This is a genomic window from Klenkia soli, from assembly GCF_900103975.1.
Classification (GTDB): Bacteria; Actinomycetota; Actinomycetes; order Mycobacteriales; family Geodermatophilaceae; genus Klenkia; species Klenkia soli.
On the sequence record NZ_FNIR01000003.1, the window covers coordinates 337,353 to 354,968 of the forward strand.

The window sequence follows — 17,616 nt, forward strand, 5'->3', positions numbered from 1 at the left end:
TGTATGGGTATACCAAAGGTATACCGGATAGGAGTTGGGCACACCACTCCCAGGGCGGGCGGGGCACTACTGGACGAGAAGTTCGGTGTTGCTGTCCAGCAGTCGTCGGAAGATGGAGCTCGCGACGTGCTGGAGGTGCTCGACCATCGCAGCGGCGGCCTCCTCGGCCTGGCCGTCAAGCACGGCCTGGCACATGCGGATGTGTTCCCCGATGGACTCCTGCAGCCGTGAGGTGTCGGCATGGGCGATGTGCCGCAGTCGGGCGCTGTGTGGGCGCAGCTCGAGGATGGACCGGCTGAGGTACTCGTTCGGTGCATGGTCGGCCAGCAGGGCATCGAACTGCCCGGTGGCGGCTGTAAAAGCCTCTTGGAACGCCGGCGAGTACTCCTGGCCCTTCAGGCGGCCGAAAGTGCTCAGCAGTGTTTCGATGGCCTGTCGCAGGTCCCCGGCTCCGACCTCGCGGGTGGCCACCATGCTGATGGCCACCGGCTCCAGGACCTGCCGGAACTCGAACAGCTGCCGCGCACTGCGCAGGGAGATCCGCGAGACCATCGGTGCCCGGCGCGGTTCCAGGTCGATGAGCCCTTCTGCGGCCAGCCGTCGTACTGCCTCGCGCACCGGGGTGCGCGAGGCGCCGGTGTAGGCGACCAGTTCGGTCTCGGGCAGCGTGCGCCCGGGGGCGAGCACTCCGGACACGATCTCTGCACGCAGCTGGACGTAGACCTGGTCGGCCTTGCCCAGGCGAGCACCGTCGGTCACAACAACCGTCATGGCCGGATCCTAATGGTTGCCAACAGGTATACCTGTCTGCATACTCACCCGGACCAGTGAGGCAGACCACTCCCCTGAGAGGGCAACGATGCTCGTATTCCTAGGCTTCGCGATGATCGCGGTGTTCCTGTACTTGGTGATGGCCAAGAAGGTCACCCCCATCGCCACGCTGATCCTGGTACCAGTGGTGTTCGGGATCGTGGCCGGCGCCGGCCTGAGCATCAGCGACATGGTGGTGGAATCGCTGCTGAACCTGGCCCCGACTGCTGGGCTGCTGTTCTTCGCGATCATCTTCTTCGGCACCATGATTGACGTCGGCCTGTTCGATCCGCTGATTCGGCTCATCCTCAAGTCGGTGGGCAACAGCCCCACCAAGCTGGTGATGGGCACCGCGCTGCTGACCACCATCGTCAGCCTCGACGGCGACGGGTCGACGACGTTCATCATCGTGACCTCGGCGTTCCTGCCGCTCTACCTGCGGCTGGGCATGAGCCCGGTGACCCTGACCGTCATCGCGGCCATGAGCAACGGCGTGCTCAACACCGTGCCCTGGGGCGGTTCTACCTCCCGGGCCTCGGCCGCGCTCAACGTCTCCCCCATCGACATCTTCGTGCCGATGATCCCCTCGATCGTCGCCGGCCTGGCCACGGTCATGGTGCTGGCCTTCTTCCTGGGCCGACGTGAGTCACGACGTCTGGGTCAGCTGGAGCTCACCGACTCCTCCCCCGGCCTGCTGCGCCGTGCCCGGGCTGACAGCAACGAGGACACCAACGGCGGCGTGACCGTCGGCGCCCCGGTCGGCGGCGGCGATGCCACCGGTGGCGCCACTGCCGGCAGCCCCGCCGGCGGCGGCACCCGCGAAGCCCGGGTTCCCCAGGGCTCCTCAGTGGTCATCACCAACGACTTCGCCGCCCCGGTGTCCGAGGACGGTCAACACCTCATCGACCGGCCCAACGCCCGCCCCAAGCTGATCTGGATCAACCTGGTGCTCACCCTGGCCGTGATGACGATCCTCGTGGTCGACATCATCGAGCCGGTCCTGATCTTCATGGTCGCCGCCGCCACGGCGCTGGTGCTGAACTTCCCGAAGGTCCAGGAGCAGTCCGCCCAGATCAAGGCGCACGCCAGCTCGGTCATCTCCGTGGTCGGCATGGTCTTCGCCGCCTCGGTGCTCACCGGCGTGCTGTCAGGCACCGGCATGGTCGATGCGATGGCCAACTGGCTCGTCGACATCATCCCCGCCGCGCTCGGGCCCTACCTGCCCATCATCGCCGGCGTCCTGAGCATCCCGCTGACGTTCATCATGACCAACGACGCGTTCTACTTCGGGGTCCTGCCGATCTTGTCCCAGACCGCGGAGTTCTACGGCATCGCGCCCGTGGAGATGGCCCGGGCCTCCCTGGTCGGGCAGTCCCTGCACCAGTCCAGCCCGCTGGTGGCCTCCTTCCTGCTGCTCATCGGCCTGGCCAACGTCAGCCTGGGTGACCACTTCAAGAAGGTGATCTGGCGCGGCACGATCGTGGCGCTGGTGATGCTCGCCGTCGGCACGCTGTTCGCCTACCCCTTCGGCTGACCACTCAGCCGGCGCTCCTGCGCCGGCTGGGTGCTGCCCCTGCCGGCCGCCTGCCCACCGCAGGCGGCCGGCACTACGACTCTCTGGAGACACCATGTTCAGCCTGATCGTGCACCTGCACGTCGACCCCGCCGGCCGCGAGGAGTTCCTGGCCGCGATCACCGTCAACGCACAGGCCTCGGTCCGCGACGAGCCCGGCTGCCAGCGCTTCGATGTCTGCTCCGTCGACGGTGACCCCGACCGGTTCGTCCTCTACGAGCTCTACGACGACGCCGAGGCCTTCGCCGCCCACAAAGCCGCCCCGCACTTCGCCGACTGGCGCGCGGTGGCCTCCCGCGTCGTGCTCGAGCAGAACAACACCCCCGGCCAGCTGCTGGCCACCAACACTTCGGAGGTCACCGCGTGAGCACCCCCACCACCCCCGGCGCGCAGCCCACCAACCCCTGCCTGGTCCTGCGCCCGCAGGAGATCAACCGCTTCGACCGCGGCAACGGCGTGGTCACCCTGCCCTTCGTCGGCAAGTGGAACACCCCGGCGAACGAGACCAACCGCGTCACCACCGGCATGACCGTCTTCTCCCCAGGCACCGGTATCCCTTTGCACTCCCACAACGTCGAGGAGACCGTCCTGGTCTTCGAAGGCGAGGCCACCGCCGTCATCGGCGACGAGGAGTTCGAGCTCACCGCCGGGCAGGCCACCTGGGTGCCCGCCGGCATCCCGCACTGTTTCCGCAACCGCGGCACCGACACCATGACCATCTACTGGGTGTACGGCGGACGCGACATCACCCGCACCGTCACCGCCACCGGCGAGACCTTCACCCACCTGTCCGAGTCCGACCGCGGCGCCACCCCCGCCGCCAGCTGACCTGCCGGTCACCGGTCACCACGGTGACCCACCCGCCCCGACGCCGCCACCGGCCCGGCGCCGACGAACCCAGCCCCAAGGAGCGCACCCCGTGACCACGGTCGTCACCATCAACCCCGCCACCGGCGAGGAACTCAACCGCTACCCCACCCACGACGACGCCGAGATCGAAGCCATCCTCGACCAGGCCGTCACCGCCCAGCGTCAGTGGGCCGCGCTGTCCCTGGCCGAGCGGGCCACCGTGCTGCGCCAGACCGCGCAGCTGCTGCGCGCCGACAGCGCCGACCTGGCCCGGCTGATCACCCGGGAGATGGGCAAGCCGCTGGCCGAGGCCACCGCCGAGGTCGAGAAGTGCGCGACCGCCTGCGACTACTACGCCGACAACTCCGACCGCATCCTCGCCGACGAGCCGGTGGCCACCTCTGCTGACCGCAGCTGGATCAGCTATGAGCCCATCGGCGTGGTGCTGGCCGTCATGCCGTGGAACTTTCCGCTGTGGCAGGTGCTGCGCTTCGCCGCCCCCGCCCTGATGGCCGGCAACGCGGCACTGCTCAAGCACTCACCCAACACCACCGGCTCCGCGCTGGCCGTGCAAGACATCCTGGACCGCGCCGGGGTCCCAGCCGGCCTGTTCACCGCCCTGGTCATCGCCGAGCCCGACGTCCCCGCCGTCACCTCCCGGCTGATCGCCGACCCGCGCATCGGCGCGGTCACCGTCACTGGCAGCGAGCGCGCCGGCACCGCCGTCGGCGCAGCCGCCGGCCGCGCGGTGAAGAAGTCGGTGCTCGAACTGGGCGGCAGCGACCCCTTCGTCGTACTCCCTGACGCCGACGTGCCCGCGGTCGTGGCGATGGCGGTCAAGGCCCGGTACCTCAACGGCGGCCAGTCCTGCATCTCGGCCAAGCGGTTCATCGTCGACGCCTCCATCGCCGACACCTTCACCGCCCAGCTCGTCACCGCCGTGGAAGCCCTCGTCGTCGGCGACCCCGAGGCGCCAGGCACCGAGGTCGGCCCGATGGCCCGCGCCGACCTCGTCGACGGGCTGCACGCCCAGGTCGAGGCCTCCGTCGCCGCCGGCGCCACCCTGGCAACCGGCGGCAAGCCCCTGGGCGGCGCGGGCAACTTCTACGCCCCCACCGTGCTCACCGACATCACCCCCGGCATGCCCGCCTACGACGAGGAGATCTTCGGCCCCGCCGCCGCGGTCATCGTCGTCGACGGCGACGACGACGCCGTCCGGGTCGCCAACGACACCCGCTTCGGCCTGGGTGCCAGCGTGTGGACCGCCGACCCTGACCGGGGCCTGGCCGTCGCCCGCCGGATCCGCTCGGGTGCGGTGTTCATCAACGCCGTGGTCGCCTCCGACGTGCGGATGCCCTTCGGTGGGACCGGAGTCTCCGGCTACGGCCGGGAGCTGGCCGCCGCCGGCATGCGCGAGTTCGTCAACACCCGCACCTACTGGCTACTCGACGAGCCCGCCAGCACCGCCCCGGTCTCGGAGTGACCGCCATGACCACCACCCAGAACACCCCCGCCGGCACCGCGGCTACTGACCGCATCGACCGCAGCGAGCTGGTCGACTTCGCCGCCGGCATACTCACCGCCCTCGACGTCCCCGACGCCGACGCCCACCTGGTCGCCGACAGCCTCGTGCAGGCCGACCTATGGGGGCACTCCTCCCACGGCCTGCTGCGGCTGCCCTGGTACGCCGCCCGGCTGCGCAGCGGCGCCATGACCGCCGCCACCGCCCCCGAGACCGTCGCCGATACCGGTGCGCTGGTCGTCCTGGACGGCCATCACGGCATTGGACAGGTGCTCACCGACCGCGCTCGCACTCTCGCCGTTCAGCGGGCCCGCGCCCACGGCGTCGGCATGGTCGGGATCCGCAACTCCAACCACTTCGGCACGGCCATGTACTTCACCCGTGCCGCCGCCGCCGAGGGCTGCGTGGCGATGCTGACCACCAACGCCAGCCCCGCGATGGCCCCCTGGGGTGGCAACCAGAAGATCCTGGGCACCAACCCGTGGTCCATCGCTGCACCGGCCCCCGACGGCAAGGTCGTCGCCGTCGACATCGCCAACACCGCGGTGGCCCGCGGGAAGATTTACCTGGCCAAGAACCGCGGCGAGACCATCCCCGACACCTGGGCGCTCAGCCCCGACGGCGCCCCCACCACCGACCCCGCCGAGGGCGTGCTCGGGGTCATCCTGCCGATGGCCGGGCACAAGGGCTACGCCATCACCTTCATGATGGACGTCATCTCCGGCGCCCTCACCGGCAGCGGCGTCGGCACCCAGGTGCACGGGCCCTACGAAGCCGACCAGCACAGCAACTGTGGGCACCTGTTCCTGGCCGTCGACCCCGCCGCCTTCGGCGACGTCGCCGGCTACCACGCCCGCGTCGGGGAGCTCATCAACCAGGTCAAGGACGTCCCGCTGGCCCAGGGCTACGACGAGGTCTTCTACCCCGGTGAGCTCGAGGACCGCACCGAGGCCACCAACCTCGCCGCCGGCGGGGTGGCCCTCACCGCCCAGACCCGCCAGGAGCTGCAGCAGCTCGCCACCCAGCTCGGTCTGCCGACCGGCGTCAGCGGCTAAGCGTCTCGCGCCGGGGCCTCACACAAGAGTTTGCTGCATCCAACGGTTCCAGTCTCGTTCCACGTCGACGTTGTGGTCCGAGTTGTGAGCCAAATTTTGCAGGACCGCAAACGGGGGTTTGTGAGCCGACGGGGACCACGTGGGTCCACCGCGGCCGCGGACCCATGGGTCGGCGGCCGCGGTCCCCTCAGAACAACTCGCCGATGGCCTGATCGCTGGAGTCCAGGTAGCGCTCGCGCTGCTTGGTGCCGAACGGCCCGTACGGGTAGTCGTTCGGGGTGGGGGCGCTGACCTCGTCGAGACGGGCGGTTTCCTCAGCACTCAGTGTCAGGTCACCGGCGACGAGGTTCTGCTCGAGCTGGTGCAGCGTGCGGGCACCGATGATCGGGGCGGTCACGCCGGGCCGGTTGGTCACCCAGCTGTAGGCGACCTGGCCCGAGGTGACGTCGTGTGCCGCAGCGACCTCCCGGACGACGTCCAGGGTGGCCCAGTTCTGGTCCTTGGCGGCGAGGTCACTGAAGATGTGCTCGTTCATCGGGTTGCCGGCCCCGGCGCGGGTGTCGGTTCCGGCCTGCTCGCCCTTGCGGTACTTGCCGCTGAGGAACCCCGACGCCAGCGGGGACCAGGGCAGAAGGCCCAGGCCGTTGTGCAGCGCAGCCGGCACGATCTCGTACTCGATCTCACGTGAGACCAGGCTGTACTGCGGCTGCAGCGTCACCGGCACCGCCAGGCCCAGGGCGCGGGCGGTGCTGACGGCGAGCTGCACCTGCCATCCGGTGAAGTTCGACAACCCGACGTGGAGCACCTTGCCGGCGCGCACGGCGTCGTACAGGGCCCGCAGGGTCACCTCGATCGGGGTGAGCGCATCCCAGCCGTGCAGCTGGTAGAGGTCGACGGTGTCCCTGCCGAGTCGGCGGAGCGAGGCGTCCAACGCGCGGGTCAGGTTGCGCCGCGAGGTGCCGGCCTCGTTGGTGTCCGGCCCGGTGCCGAAACGGGCCTTGGTGGCCAGCACGACGCGGTCGGTGACCTCGGCGGGGCGGCTGGCGAACCAGCGGCCCAGCAGCTCCTCCGACGTCCCGGCACCGTAGACGTTGGCGGTGTCGACCAGGTTGCCCTCGGCCTCGACGAACCGGTCGAGGATCGCGAAGGCCTCGGCCTCATCGGTCTCGGTGCCGAAGCCCATGGTCCCCAGGGCGAGGTTCGAGACGGCGATGCCGGTCCCGGGCAGCAGGCGGTACTGCATGGTGGAGCTCCTTGTTGGTAGGTCGTGGGGGGTCAGGCCTGCGAGGTGGGCATGGCCCACAGCTCGGCGATCGATGACCGGCGGGGGCGGGTCACCATGTAGGCGATGGACTCTGCGATGTCCTCGGGCTGCAGCCGCTCGGGGATGTTCTCGGCGTCGGAGGCGGCCAGCTGGTCCTGCACGGCCTGGTTGTTGCGGGAGACCAGCTCGGTGGCCACTGCGCCGGGCTCCAGGACCCCGACTCGCACGTGCTTCTGGGTGACTTCCTGGCGCAGGGCCGAGGTGAAGCCCTGCACGCCGAACTTGGTCATGCTGTAGACGCCGAACTGGGGGTAGGCCTCACGGCCGGCGATGGAGGAGACGTTGACGATGTCGGCGACCCCGCGCAGGTCGTCCTCGGCGGCGGCGAGCAGGTGCGGCAGGGCGGCCTTGGTCAGGTAGAGCAGGCCCTTCTGGTTGACCGAGATCATCCGTTCCCACTCCTCGACGTCCTGGTCCAGGACGGTGCCCAGCAGCATCAGACCGGCGTTGTTGACCAGGACGTCGAGCCGGCCGAACCGGTCGAGGACGGTCTGCACGACGGCCTCGGCCTGCGCACGGTCGCCGATGTCTGCGGCCACAGCGAACGCGGTGCCCCCGGCGGCCTCGATGGTGGCGACCACGGTGTCGAGCCGGTCCGCGCGGCGGGCGACGACGGCGACGCTGGCGCCGAGGGCGGCGAGCTCCCTCGCGGTGGCCTCCCCGATGCCGCTGCTGGCACCGGTGACGATCGCGACGGTCTTCTCTAGTGGGGAGGGCATGTGCGGGGGCTCCGTCCGGTGACGGCCTGGGGGTGTCCCTGGGCTCATGTCCAGTGGACGCCGGACCTGGGCTGCGTGGCAGAGCCTGTCGAGAGGGGGTACTGACAGGGTCTGTCTTGCGACTGGTGCTCTGCCGGACCGTCGGCTGGGTGTCCGCACTGGTCTTCTACGCATTGCTCGCTGCCGTCCTGATCGGCGCGCTCGCGCTGTTGTGGGTGCGGCTGGTCCGGGACACGACGAGGCCGGGGTGGGTCCGTCGGACCGCCACGGTCGTGCTGGTGCTGCTGATGGCGAGCTCGGTCGCTGCCGATGCCGGGCGTCAGGTGTTTCCCAGGCAGGCGCAGCAGCCGTTGGACGTGGTGGGCTTCGGTTGGCTGGGTGCGTTGGTCTACCTGGTGCTGGCGCTGGTCGTCCTGGAGCCGGTGCGGTGGTGGCTGCGCCGACGCATCGCGACATCGGGCCCCGCCGAGGAGGTCGACGTCTCTCGCCGGCTGTTCCTGTTGCGGTCTCTGGCAGTCGGCGCCGGGGTCATAGCAGCGGGCACGGTCGGGTACGGCACGTGGGCGGCGGCCGCCCCGCCGGTCATCCGGCGGGTGCGCATCGCCGTCCCGGGTCTGGCCCCGGAGCTCGCCGGCTACCGGATCACGACGTTCTCCGACGCGCACCTGTCCTCCCTGTACGGCAGGGACCGGTTCGCTCGACTGGTCGGCATGGTCAACACCACCGAGCCCGACGTGGTTGCCGTCGTCGGGGACCTCGTCGACGGTTCGGTCGCCGACCTCCGGCGCGACGTGGCGCCTCTGGGCGACCTAGCCGCCCGGGACGGCGCGTTCTTCGTCACCGGCAACCACGAGTACTACGTGGACACCGCCGAGTGGATGGCGCACCTGCCCACGCTGGGGGTCGACGTGCTGCGCAACGAGCGGGTGACCCTCTCCCGCGGGGCGGGGTCCTTCGACCTCGCCGGCATCGATGACGCGACCGCCGGGGGTTCAGGGGTCCGCGGGCACGGCGCGGACCTGACCGCGGCACTGGCGGGCCGGGACGCCACCACCCCGGTGGTGCTGCTGGCCCACCAGCCGGTCCAGGTCGAGCAGGCCCGTGCTGCCGGGGTGGACCTGCAGCTGTCCGGGCACACCCACGGCGGTCAGCTGTGGCCCTTCCCGTACCTGGTGGGTCTCGAGCAGCCGGCGGTGCAGGGTCTGTCCAGGCACGGTGACACCCAGCTGTACGTCACCGCCGGGGTCGGGTACTGGGGCCGCCGATGCGGGTCGGGGCCCGGCCCGAGCTGACCGTCATCGAGCTCCGCAGGGCTGCGGGCACATCGGTCAGCGGTCGATGCTGGCCATGTTCGCTTCGTCGTGCCGTTCGCCCGTGGCCGGGGTGAGCGCGTCCAGCCGGGCGAGCTGGTCGGCGGTGAGGACGACGGCGTCCGCAGCGGTGTTCTCCTCGACCCGGGCCACCCGGCGGGTGCCGGGGATGGGGGCGACGTCCTCGCCCTGGGCCAGCAGCCAGGCCAGCGCGACCTGGGCGGGGGTGGCACCGGCCTCGTCGCCGACTGTGCGGACCTCCTCGACCAGCCGCAGGTTGGCCTCGAACGCCTCCCCGACGAACCGGGGGTTGGTCTTGCGCCAGTCGTCGTCGGGGATGTCGGCGGGGCTGGTGAGCTGGCCGGTGAGGAAGCCGTGCCCGAGCGGGGAGTAGGGCACGAACCCGATGCCCAGCTCCCGGAGCGTGGGCAGCAGCTCGGCCTCGGGGTCCCGTGCCCACAGCGAGTACTCGGTCTGCAGTGCAGCGACCGGGTGCACCGCGTGCGCGCGGCGGATGGTGGCCGGGGAGGCCTCCGACAGCCCGATGTGCAGCACCTTGCCCTCGGCGACCAGCTCGGCCAGCACGCCGACGGTGTCCTCGATCGGGGTGCTCGGGTCGACGCGGTGCTGGTAGTAGAGGTCGATCCGGTCGGTGCCCAGCCGGCGCAGCGAGCCCTCCACGGCGGCCCGCACGTTGGCCGGGCTGCTGTCGATCGTGCCCGGGCCGCCGCCGGAGTGGGACACCAGCCCGAACTTGGTGGCCACGACGACGGAGTCCCGGCGTCCCGCGATCGCCGTCCCGACCAGTTCCTCGGAGTGGTACGGGCCGTAGACCTCGGCGGTGTCGATGTGGGTGACGCCCAGGTCCAGGGCGCGGTGGATCGTGGCGATGGACTCGGTGTCGTCCAGGCCGCCGCCGGAGGTGTAGGTGCCGGCCATGGTCATGGCGCCCAGGCCGATCCGGGACACCTCGAGGGCGCCCAGGTGTGCGTTGCGCATGTCGTGCTCCTGACGGGTCGATCGGTCGCGGTCGTCCGCGACGATGCTCGCCCGTGCCATCAGGAGGCAGCCCCTGCTGAGAGGGGGTACTGACAGTGACTCTCTCCCGGACGTGGGCGGCCCTAGCCTCGGGTGCATGGTCGACAAGGACGCTGCCCGCGCCGCTCTGCGCGCCTACCTGGGCAGCCGCCGCGAGAAGGTCTCCCCCGAGCAGGCCGGACTGTCCTTCGTCGGGACCCGCCGACGGGTGACCGGGCTGCGCCGCGAGGAGGTCGCGATGCTGGCCGGGATCAGCGCCGAGTACTACGTCCGCCTCGAACGCGGCCTGGCCACCGGCCCCTCCCCCAGCGTCGTGGACGCCGTCGCCGCGGCCCTGCACCTGGACGACGACGAACGCGCGCACCTGGACCGGTTGCTCGCCGAGCTCACCCCCGAGGCCCGCAAGCACCGCCGCCGCCCGGTCACCGAGACCGTCAGCGCCGGCGTGCAGGTGGTGCTCGACGCCCTGACGACGCTGCCCGCGGTCGTGCTCAACGCCCGACTGGACGTGCTGGCCACCAACGCCCTAGGCAGGGTGCTCTACACCCCGGTCTTCGACATGGAGGGGACTCCGAACACCGCGCGCTTCCTGTTCCTGGACGAGCACCGGGCCCGGCAGCTGTTCCCGCACTGGGAGCGGATCGCCGACGACACAGTCGCTCTGCTGCGCATCGAGGCCGGCCAGCACCCCGACGACCGGGCCCTCGTCGAGCTCATCGGGCAGCTGTCCACCCGCAGCGCCACCTTCCGCACCCGCTGGGCCCGCAACGACGTGCGGGCGCACGCCGCCGGGGTCAAGGTGTTCCGTCACCCGGCGGTCGGCGAGCTGGCGCTGCCCTACGAGAACCTGCTGGTCGACGCTGCCGCCGACCACACCCTCACCGTGTTCGCACCCCACCCCGGGTCGCCCGCGCACGACGCCGTCCAGCTGCTCGCCAGCTGGAACGCCGAGTCACGGGCTGCCGTCTCCCCCCAGGACCAACTGGACTAACCCGTCGGGCCGCTGGGCTGCGCAGTGACGACCAGGCTGGCCAGCAGCTGGAGCGAGTCGTGTGCCGGTGACCCCGGTTGCGGGGTGAAGACGGTCAGCACCTGGTCCCCCGCCGCGTCGACGGTGAGGTTCTCGTAGGGCAGCTGCAGGTGGCCGACCAGAGGGTGGTCGAAGGTCTTGACCCCGCCCCGGTGGGCTCGGACGTCGTTGGCCGCCCAGCGGGTGCGGAACGCCGCACTCCGGGTGGACAGCTGCCCGACCAAGGTGGTCAACGCGGGGTCGTCGGGACGTCGTCCGGCCTCCACCCGCAGCACCGACACGGCGTCGTCGGCCAGGTCCTCCCAGTCCGGGACGAGCGTCCGGAACCGCTGCTCCTCCAGGAAGAGCAGCCGAGCGGTGTTCACCGGGCCCTCCTCGGGGAGCACCGAGGCGTAGAGCGCGCGAGCCAGCGGGTTGAACGCCAGCACGTCCAGCCGTGGGTTGAACACCATCGCCGGCAGGTGGGTGAGGGCGTCCAGCAGCACCTGCATCCCGAGGCTCAGGGCCTCCTTGGGCGGGCCCGGCCGTCGGCGGGGGCCGGGCACGAGAGCGGCCAGCACCCGGTCCAGGTGGGTCCGCTCGTCCTCGTCCAGGCGCAGCACCCGGGCGATCGCCTCCACCACGCCGGGCGAGGGGCCGGTCGCCTGACCGCGCTCCAACCGCACGTAGTACTCCGGGCTGATCCCGGCGAGCAGGGCGACCTCCTCGCGGCGCAGCCCCTTCACCCGCCGCCGGGTGCCGGTCGCCGGCAGCCCGACGTCGGCGGGAGAGATCCGCTCACGCCGGGTGCTGAGGAAGTCCTGCACCGCGGCGCGCGCCCGTTCCCTGTCGTCCACGGCACAGAGCGTAGGAGCGGCCGACCACCCCCCGGAACACCCGAGGGAGTCACTGCCAGTACCCCTCTCCAGCGGGTCTGGTTGCCCACCACCGATCGGCGTTCCCTGGCCTCCGGCGACACCGAGGCGCACCCGCCCCGCAGCAGCAGGGCCCGCCTCGACCGCCAGGAGGAGACCACCGTGTCCGAGAAGAAGGTCGTACTCGTCACCGGAGCCGCCCGCGGGCTGGGCGTCGACCTCGCCCGCGCCGCCCTGACCGCCGGCCACCAGGTCGTCGCCACCGCCCGCGACGCCGCCCGCGTCACCGCAGTGCTCGGTGCGTCCGACGACGTCCTCGCCGTCGCCCTCGACGTCACCGACCCGACCAGCGTGCAGGCCGCCGTGGACGCCGCCGTCCAGCGGTTCGGTCGGATCGACGTGCTGGTCAACAACGCCGGGTCCTTCCAGGCCGGGTTCTTCGAGCAGATCAGCCCCGAGCACTTCCAGGCCCAGATGAACACCAACTTCACCGGCCCGCTGAACGTCACCCGTGCGGTCCTGCCGCTGCTGCGCGCCCAGCGCTCGGGCGTGGTCGTCACGATCACCTCGACCGCGGGCATCGTGGGCGGCGCCTTCACCTCGGCCTACGCGGCCTCCAAGTTCGCCCTCGAGGGCTTCATGGAGTCCCTGGCCCCCGAGGTCGCCCCGTTCGGCATCCAGACGCTGACCGTGGAGCCCGGCTTCTTCCGCACCGAGCTGCTCACCCCGCAGTCCACCACCGTCCCCGACTCCACGATCGAGGACTACGCCGCCGGCACCGAGGCCACCGTCGCCGCCTTCGCCGGGATGAACGGCCAGCAGGTCGGCGACCCGGCCAAGCTCGCCACAGCCCTCATCGACCTCGCCACCCGCGAGCAGGTCCCCGCCCGCTTCGTCGCCGGCGCCGACGCCATGGCCGGCATCGAGGCCCGGATGGCGACCCTGCAGACCGAGGTCGACGCCCTCCGCGAGCTCAGCTCGTCCCTCTCCCACGACGCCTGAACCCAGCAGAGGACCCCCGCCATGACCGCACCCTCGACCACCCCCACGACCACCCCGCTCGGCATCATCGGCGCCGGGGCGATCGGCAGCACGCTCGCCCGCCTCGCTGTCCGCGCCGGCCTCGATGTCGTCATCGCGAACTCCCGCGGCCCGGAGACCCTGACCGACCTGGTCGCGGAGCTCGGACCGCAAGCCCGCGCCGCCACGGCCGCCGAGGTCGCCCGGCAGGCCGACGTCGTCATCGCCGCGATCCCGCTCATCGCGCACAGCTCGCTGCCCGTCGACGAACTCGCCGGCAAGACCCTCGTCGACACCACCAACTACTACCCCCAGCGCGACGGGCAGATCGCCTCACTCGACGAGCAGCAGATGACGGCCAGCGAACTCGTCCAGGCCCACCTCCCCGAGACCCGAGTGATCAAGGCGTTCAACAACATCACCTTCGCCAGCCTCGGCAACGGTGCCCGCGCCGCCGGCGCCGATGACCGCAGCGCCCTGCCCATCGCCGGGGAGGACGCCGACGCCAAACAGCAGGTGACCGCGCTGCTCGACGTCCTGGGCTACGACGCCGTCGACATCGGAGGATTGGCCGACAGTTGGCGAACCGAACCGGGCACCCCCGCCTACTGCGACCCCTACATGCCGGCCTGGCCTACCGAGAAGCTCAGCCTGGACGAGCTCGTCGGCTGGCTGCTCGCCGCCCCGGTGATCCCGATGTCCACGTCCGAGCTGACCGAACTGGTCTCCTCAACCACCCGCGGCCCGGCAGGGGGCTACTTCCCGGAAACCACCTGACGTTCGCTCGCGCGCGACCTCGCGTCGCGCGCGAGCGTCACGTCGCCACGGGCCGCGTCGGCGACGACTCCCAGGAATCGTGCAGAAGGCATTCCAGTTTCGGACCAGGTTGTGAGCCGGATTCCGTAGGACCGAATACCGGGGTGTGTGAACCGCTGAGCACGGCCGGTCTGAACTGAGGCTGACAAACCCGGCACAGCCATGACACGGTGGGGTCATGACTGATCTGCAGATGGAGTCCTCCCCGTCGCGTGGCTGAGCCGCGACGCACTCTCCGCCCGGGATACCTCGGCCTCCACCGTGGCCGGCTTTGGGTGGTCGATTACCTGCAGCCCACAGCTGCACTGGTGGATCCCGGCTCAGGTGCCGTGATCGACCAGGTGTCGTGGGCCCAGCTGCCACCGGCCGCCGATCCTGACCCGTTCGATCCCGACGGGCAGTGGCGGATCAACATCAGCGATGCCGGGGTGTGGGTTCAACAACGCTCAGGTCCGGTAGCGGCGGTGGCGGGCATGGGCCTGACCGGGGCCGCCTACAGCGCCGGCCGAAGGTTGACCGCCCGCAGCGCGCACGGCCTGTGGTGCCTGCCGGCCACGCCCCGCCCAGACCTCGCCGCCCGCCACGACGCACCACCGCGCTACCGCGGCAACCGCACCACCGTGCGCTTGATCAGCACTGGTCCAGACCCATCCAGGACCATCTCCGTCGACACCGGTGCCGTGCACGATGCTCGCTCGACCGGCGGTGACCTTCACCTGCTCATCGAAGAACGCACTGGCGCCCGCACCTCACTGGGACCGGACTCCTGGATCTACCGCCCGGCCCTGCAATGGGTCCGCGTCGCAGCCGATCATCCGGTTCCCGACCAACTGGAGCGGCACGACCTGATCAACAGTGAAGAACCCCCGGTGACGCTGTCGCAACGCAACGGCGGCCGGCTGTGGTCGACCCACCCCGAGCACCCTCGCCCGCGCACCGAACCCGCCGGCGGTCTGCACTGGCGCATCGCTCACGACGGTGGCCCACCCGGTCCGACCCGACGCGCCCAGGCCTGGCCCACTGCCCCCGATGCCGCCACCGACCTCGGCGGCAGGCATGTCGACCTGGGCCCCGGCGAGCCAGTCGCTGTCCTCGGCACCGCTGGACACCTGTGGGTGGCGATCGAGCAACCGCGTCTGCGCAACACCTACACCCGACCCGCTGCCACCGCGCTCGTGCGGGTCAACCCCAGCACCGGTGAGGTGACGACTGTGATGCCCGCCGACAGCCTGGACACCACCGCTCAATCCTGGCCCCTGGGACCCGCCCCGCTCGACGCCGAGGACTACGCCCGCTACTGGCATGCCTTCATGTCCGCACCCATGACCAACCACGAGCGACCCCTGGCCACCGGGGTCCGCAACGGACGGGCCGAGGTGGTCGGCACCTGGCCCGACACCGAGATCCACCTGACCTTCGACCTCGATACCCACCCCGACACCCGGCTGCGCCGGATCGTTCCGCTCTACGACGAACTGGGACGACCCAGCCCCCCAGACCACGCCATCTCCCACCTACGGGAGCAGATCGAAACCCGCCAGCTCCCCCACCCCTTCCCCATCGGCGCCGGCCATGTCGATGTCTGAGGCGCGGGTTCCGGGACACAGCCGACAACACCACGAGGCCACCTCGCCAGACGCCGAACTCGTCGCGTTCCTCCTCGACCGCCTCGACGAGGAACGCACAGCAGCCGAAGCCGCCACCCGCACCCCCGACGGTGACCGCATCCCAGGTTGGTACTGGTCCAGCGCTGGCGAGGCTGTTTTCCTCGACGGCACAGCCACCTGCGTGGCGTCCGGCCCGTGGAAACAACCGGCCCACCGACCATGGGCGCGCCACATCGCCCGGTGGGACCCACGACGGGCGCTGCTGACCTGCTCCCTTCTGCAACAACTCATCGACCAACACCGCCAACCAGCTACTGACCACTGCACCGGCTGCGGACACACCAACGCACCGATGACAGAGCAACGCCCAGCGCGATGCTCAACCCTGCGCGACATGGCTCGACTCTTCGACGTCCACCCGGACTACCGAAGCGAATGGGTTTGACGGTGGCTGGTTCTGGTCCGCGTTCTGGGCCGAATGTCGCAGGACCGTATACGGGGGTTCTCGGTCGGGTCGGAGGTCTTTCGGGGTGACCGGATCCCGCTAGGTCAGTGGGCGGCGCCGAGTTCGATGAGTAGGACGCCGGCGACGATGGCGGCGATGCCGGCGGCCATGAGCTTGGTGAAGGGTTCACCGAAGAGGAACTTGGTGGCCACGGCGGTCATGGCGACTCCGGCGGCGGCCCAGATGCCGTAGGCGACGCCGAGTCCGATGCCCTCGGCCAGGACGAGGGCGAGCATCGTGAAGGCGACGAGGTAGCCGATGACGACCGGGATGTACCAGCGCCGGGAGCCGTGGGCGGCTTTGCGCAGGGACAGGGTGGCGGCGACCTCGCTGACGATGGCGGCGGCCAGGAAGACGTAGCCCATCAGAGTGCTCCTCGCATGGTGGTAGAGGACTCGGTGGTGGCTCGCGCCTCTGTGGCCTTCTGGGAGCCGATCTCGACGGCGAGGACGCCGACGATGATCAGCCCGATGCCGGCGAACATGACGCCGGTGAGGGGCTCGTCGAAGAGCAGGGAGGACAGGATGGCGGTGGCGGCGACGCCGGAGGCTCCCCAGATGCCATAGGCGACGCCCAGGGGCATGCCGAGCTTGAGGACCTTGATGATCAACGCGAAGGCGGCGAGGTATCCGGCTGCGACCAGGGCGTAGAACGCCGGGGTGTCCTGGGCTGCCTTCAGCGACAGGGACGCGGTGACCTCGGCGACGATGGCTGCGCCCAGGACGATCCACTTGGTCATGGCTCGAGTCCTTCCACGAGTTCGGTGACGGCGGCCAGCACGTGCGGGCGCTCATCGGGGGTGAGGGTCAGGTAGTCCCCGGCGTCGCCGAGCCAGGCGCCGTCGGCGAGCATCCGGACGGCGGTCAGGCGGCCGCGGACGGCGGGGTCGGTGATGTCGTGCAGGTCGACCCAGGGGTGCATGCGCTGAACCCAGCGCTCGGTCAGGGGTCCGCGCAGACGTGCGTCGGCAAGCATCGCCAGGTCCGCCCCACCGAAGCCGCCCCGCAGGCTGACCACGGCATAGGCCCGCATCCGCTGAACCGCGCTGGCCTCGGCCGGGTCCCCGACCTCTGCGACGAGCTGCGTCTCCAGTGCGTCGACCGAGGCGTCGACCAGGGCGAGCATCAGGTCCTGCTTGGTCGCGAAGTAGTGCATGAGGCCGGGCTTGGTCAGCCCGACCGCACGGGCCACCGAGTCCAGGCTGACGACCTGATCGGTGGCCAACAGCTCCTGGGCGGCAGCGAGGACGTCTGCTCTGTTCGCCATGCCGACTAAGCTACCTTCCGAAAGGTAGGTCGCGCAAGGCAAGATGGGTGCCTCTCGCACATGCTCCTATGAGGTCACGACCGCCCGCTCGGACGCGCGCAACAGCACCACCGGCAGCCGCCGACTGATCTCAGCCAAGGCAGCAACCGCGTCAGTCGGCACACCGGGTCAGACGACCCCCGATGGCGCCGCCCCCATCTTCACGGTCCGGCTGCATCCGCCTGGGGGCAGGCGGGGCGGATGCTGCCGGCGGGCGGCTGTTCCCTCGTGCACATTCGGCGGCCGTCGATCTGGTTGCTACACCCGTTGCTACGCGCT

General features: G+C 70.7%; 19 protein-coding genes. 11 read left to right on the top strand and 8 right to left on the bottom strand.

The window, feature by feature from the left end; translation table 11 throughout:
* Positions 1 to 66 precede the first annotated feature (66 nt).
* On the bottom strand, positions 67 to 759 hold the full coding sequence (locus BLS67_RS06545) for a GntR family transcriptional regulator (protein WP_207500365.1): 693 nt from the start codon (positions 757 to 759) through the stop codon (positions 67 to 69).
* Positions 760 to 859: 100 nt separating this feature from the next.
* On the opposite strand from BLS67_RS06545, the gene BLS67_RS06550 reads away from it, so the two are divergent.
* The 5 genes from BLS67_RS06550 to BLS67_RS06570 all read left to right on the top strand — a co-directional run bounded on the left by BLS67_RS06550 (position 860) and on the right by BLS67_RS06570 (position 5,809).
* The gene (locus tag BLS67_RS06550) at positions 860 to 2,344 is read left to right on the top strand and encodes a CitMHS family transporter (RefSeq protein WP_091241694.1); all 1,485 of its coding nucleotides are present in this window, start codon (positions 860 to 862) and stop codon (positions 2,342 to 2,344) included.
* A 94-nt stretch (positions 2,345 to 2,438) separates the two neighbouring features.
* Complete coding sequence (locus BLS67_RS06555) at positions 2,439 to 2,750, top strand: putative quinol monooxygenase (protein WP_091241698.1); 312 nt, start codon at positions 2,439 to 2,441, stop codon at positions 2,748 to 2,750.
* On the top strand, positions 2,747 to 3,211 hold the full coding sequence (locus BLS67_RS06560) for a cupin domain-containing protein (RefSeq protein WP_091241701.1): 465 nt from the start codon (positions 2,747 to 2,749) through the stop codon (positions 3,209 to 3,211). The genes BLS67_RS06555 and BLS67_RS06560 overlap by 4 nt, the downstream gene beginning before the upstream one ends.
* Before the next feature lie 91 nt (positions 3,212 to 3,302).
* Complete coding sequence (locus BLS67_RS06565) at positions 3,303 to 4,715, top strand: NAD-dependent succinate-semialdehyde dehydrogenase (protein WP_091241704.1); 1,413 nt, start codon at positions 3,303 to 3,305, stop codon at positions 4,713 to 4,715.
* A gap of 5 nt (positions 4,716 to 4,720) precedes the next feature.
* Positions 4,721 to 5,809: an Ldh family oxidoreductase gene (locus BLS67_RS06570; protein ID WP_091242006.1), complete on the top strand. Its 1,089-nt coding sequence runs from the start codon at positions 4,721 to 4,723 to the stop codon at positions 5,807 to 5,809.
* Positions 5,810 to 5,996: 187 nt separating this feature from the next.
* Here BLS67_RS06570 and BLS67_RS06575 read toward each other — a convergent pair whose 3' ends face one another.
* Both BLS67_RS06575 and BLS67_RS06580 read right to left on the bottom strand, forming a co-directional pair.
* On the bottom strand, positions 5,997 to 7,052 hold the full coding sequence (locus tag BLS67_RS06575; RefSeq protein ID WP_091241707.1) for an aldo/keto reductase: 1,056 nt from the start codon (positions 7,050 to 7,052) through the stop codon (positions 5,997 to 5,999).
* Between the two features lie 32 nt (positions 7,053 to 7,084).
* Positions 7,085 to 7,852 (bottom strand): SDR family oxidoreductase, encoded by a 768-nt coding sequence (locus BLS67_RS06580; RefSeq protein WP_091241710.1) that lies wholly within the window; start codon positions 7,850 to 7,852, stop codon positions 7,085 to 7,087.
* 149 nt (positions 7,853 to 8,001) lie between these two features.
* Between BLS67_RS06580 and BLS67_RS06585 the strand changes: the two genes are divergently transcribed.
* Entirely contained in the window at positions 8,002 to 9,144 is a 1,143-nt protein-coding gene (locus tag BLS67_RS06585) for a metallophosphoesterase (protein WP_242653861.1), read from the top strand.
* Between the two features lie 36 nt (positions 9,145 to 9,180).
* On the opposite strand, the gene BLS67_RS06590 is transcribed toward BLS67_RS06585, so the two are convergent.
* Positions 9,181 to 10,161 (bottom strand): aldo/keto reductase, encoded by a 981-nt coding sequence (locus tag BLS67_RS06590; protein WP_091242010.1) that lies wholly within the window; start codon positions 10,159 to 10,161, stop codon positions 9,181 to 9,183.
* A gap of 136 nt (positions 10,162 to 10,297) precedes the next feature.
* Here BLS67_RS06590 and BLS67_RS06595 point away from each other — a divergent pair, with 136 nt between their 5' ends.
* Positions 10,298 to 11,191: a helix-turn-helix transcriptional regulator gene (locus tag BLS67_RS06595; protein WP_091241714.1), complete on the top strand. Its 894-nt coding sequence runs from the start codon at positions 10,298 to 10,300 to the stop codon at positions 11,189 to 11,191.
* Here the strand turns inward: BLS67_RS06595 and BLS67_RS06600 are convergent.
* Complete coding sequence (locus tag BLS67_RS06600; RefSeq protein ID WP_091241718.1) at positions 11,188 to 12,066, bottom strand: helix-turn-helix domain-containing protein; 879 nt, start codon at positions 12,064 to 12,066, stop codon at positions 11,188 to 11,190. The two genes, BLS67_RS06595 and BLS67_RS06600, sit on opposite strands and share 4 nt — an antisense overlap.
* A gap of 180 nt (positions 12,067 to 12,246) precedes the next feature.
* Here BLS67_RS06600 and BLS67_RS06605 point away from each other — a divergent pair, with 180 nt between their 5' ends.
* From BLS67_RS06605 to BLS67_RS24950, 4 genes are all read left to right on the top strand, one after another.
* A complete protein-coding gene (locus BLS67_RS06605; protein WP_091242013.1) occupies positions 12,247 to 13,086 on the top strand; it encodes an SDR family oxidoreductase in 840 nt (279 codons plus the stop codon).
* Between the two features lie 21 nt (positions 13,087 to 13,107).
* Positions 13,108 to 13,881, top strand: a complete 774-nt coding sequence (locus BLS67_RS06610) for an NADPH-dependent F420 reductase (RefSeq protein WP_091241722.1) — start codon at positions 13,108 to 13,110, stop codon at positions 13,879 to 13,881.
* 314 nt (positions 13,882 to 14,195) lie between these two features.
* Positions 14,196 to 15,506 carry a hypothetical protein gene (locus BLS67_RS23405; protein ID WP_131801686.1) on the top strand — a complete coding sequence of 437 codons (1,311 nt, stop codon included), beginning with the start codon at positions 14,196 to 14,198 and terminating at the stop codon, positions 15,504 to 15,506.
* On the top strand, positions 15,499 to 15,972 hold the full coding sequence (locus BLS67_RS24950) for a DUF6221 family protein (protein ID WP_423221498.1): 474 nt from the start codon (positions 15,499 to 15,501) through the stop codon (positions 15,970 to 15,972). Before BLS67_RS23405 ends, BLS67_RS24950 begins: the two co-directional genes overlap by 8 nt.
* A 104-nt stretch (positions 15,973 to 16,076) precedes the next feature.
* Here BLS67_RS24950 and BLS67_RS06625 read toward each other — a convergent pair whose 3' ends face one another.
* Genes BLS67_RS06625 through BLS67_RS06635 form a run of 3 tightly spaced genes read right to left on the bottom strand, consistent with a single transcriptional unit; the run spans position 16,077 to position 17,298 of the window.
* On the bottom strand, positions 16,077 to 16,397 hold the full coding sequence (locus tag BLS67_RS06625; RefSeq protein WP_091241733.1) for a DMT family transporter: 321 nt from the start codon (positions 16,395 to 16,397) through the stop codon (positions 16,077 to 16,079).
* Positions 16,397 to 16,771 (bottom strand): DMT family transporter, encoded by a 375-nt coding sequence (locus BLS67_RS06630; protein ID WP_091241737.1) that lies wholly within the window; start codon positions 16,769 to 16,771, stop codon positions 16,397 to 16,399. The genes BLS67_RS06625 and BLS67_RS06630 overlap by 1 nt, the downstream gene beginning before the upstream one ends.
* Positions 16,768 to 17,298 (bottom strand): TetR/AcrR family transcriptional regulator, encoded by a 531-nt coding sequence (locus BLS67_RS06635; protein ID WP_091241741.1) that lies wholly within the window; start codon positions 17,296 to 17,298, stop codon positions 16,768 to 16,770. Before BLS67_RS06635 ends, BLS67_RS06630 begins: the two co-directional genes overlap by 4 nt.
* Between the last annotated feature and the right edge of the window lie 318 nt (positions 17,299 to 17,616).

Coding starts and splice junctions, on each gene's coding strand:
- BLS67_RS06550 (WP_091241694.1), top strand. CDS start 860: ATGCTCGTATTCCTAGGCTTCGCGATGATCGCGGTGTTCCTGTACTTG.
- BLS67_RS06555 (WP_091241698.1), top strand. CDS start 2,439: ATGTTCAGCCTGATCGTGCACCTGCACGTCGACCCCGCCGGCCGCGAG.
- BLS67_RS06570 (WP_091242006.1), top strand. CDS start 4,721: ATGACCACCACCCAGAACACCCCCGCCGGCACCGCGGCTACTGACCGC.
- BLS67_RS06575 (WP_091241707.1), bottom strand. CDS start 7,052: ATGCAGTACCGCCTGCTGCCCGGGACCGGCATCGCCGTCTCGAACCTC.
- BLS67_RS06580 (WP_091241710.1), bottom strand. CDS start 7,852: ATGCCCTCCCCACTAGAGAAGACCGTCGCGATCGTCACCGGTGCCAGC.
- BLS67_RS06590 (WP_091242010.1), bottom strand. CDS start 10,161: ATGCGCAACGCACACCTGGGCGCCCTCGAGGTGTCCCGGATCGGCCTG.
- BLS67_RS06595 (WP_091241714.1), top strand. CDS start 10,298: ATGGTCGACAAGGACGCTGCCCGCGCCGCTCTGCGCGCCTACCTGGGC.
- BLS67_RS06610 (WP_091241722.1), top strand. CDS start 13,108: ATGACCGCACCCTCGACCACCCCCACGACCACCCCGCTCGGCATCATC.
- BLS67_RS24950 (WP_423221498.1), top strand. CDS start 15,499: ATGTCTGAGGCGCGGGTTCCGGGACACAGCCGACAACACCACGAGGCC.
- BLS67_RS06625 (WP_091241733.1), bottom strand. CDS start 16,397: ATGGGCTACGTCTTCCTGGCCGCCGCCATCGTCAGCGAGGTCGCCGCC.
- BLS67_RS06630 (WP_091241737.1), bottom strand. CDS start 16,771: ATGACCAAGTGGATCGTCCTGGGCGCAGCCATCGTCGCCGAGGTCACC.
- BLS67_RS06635 (WP_091241741.1), bottom strand. CDS start 17,298: ATGGCGAACAGAGCAGACGTCCTCGCTGCCGCCCAGGAGCTGTTGGCC.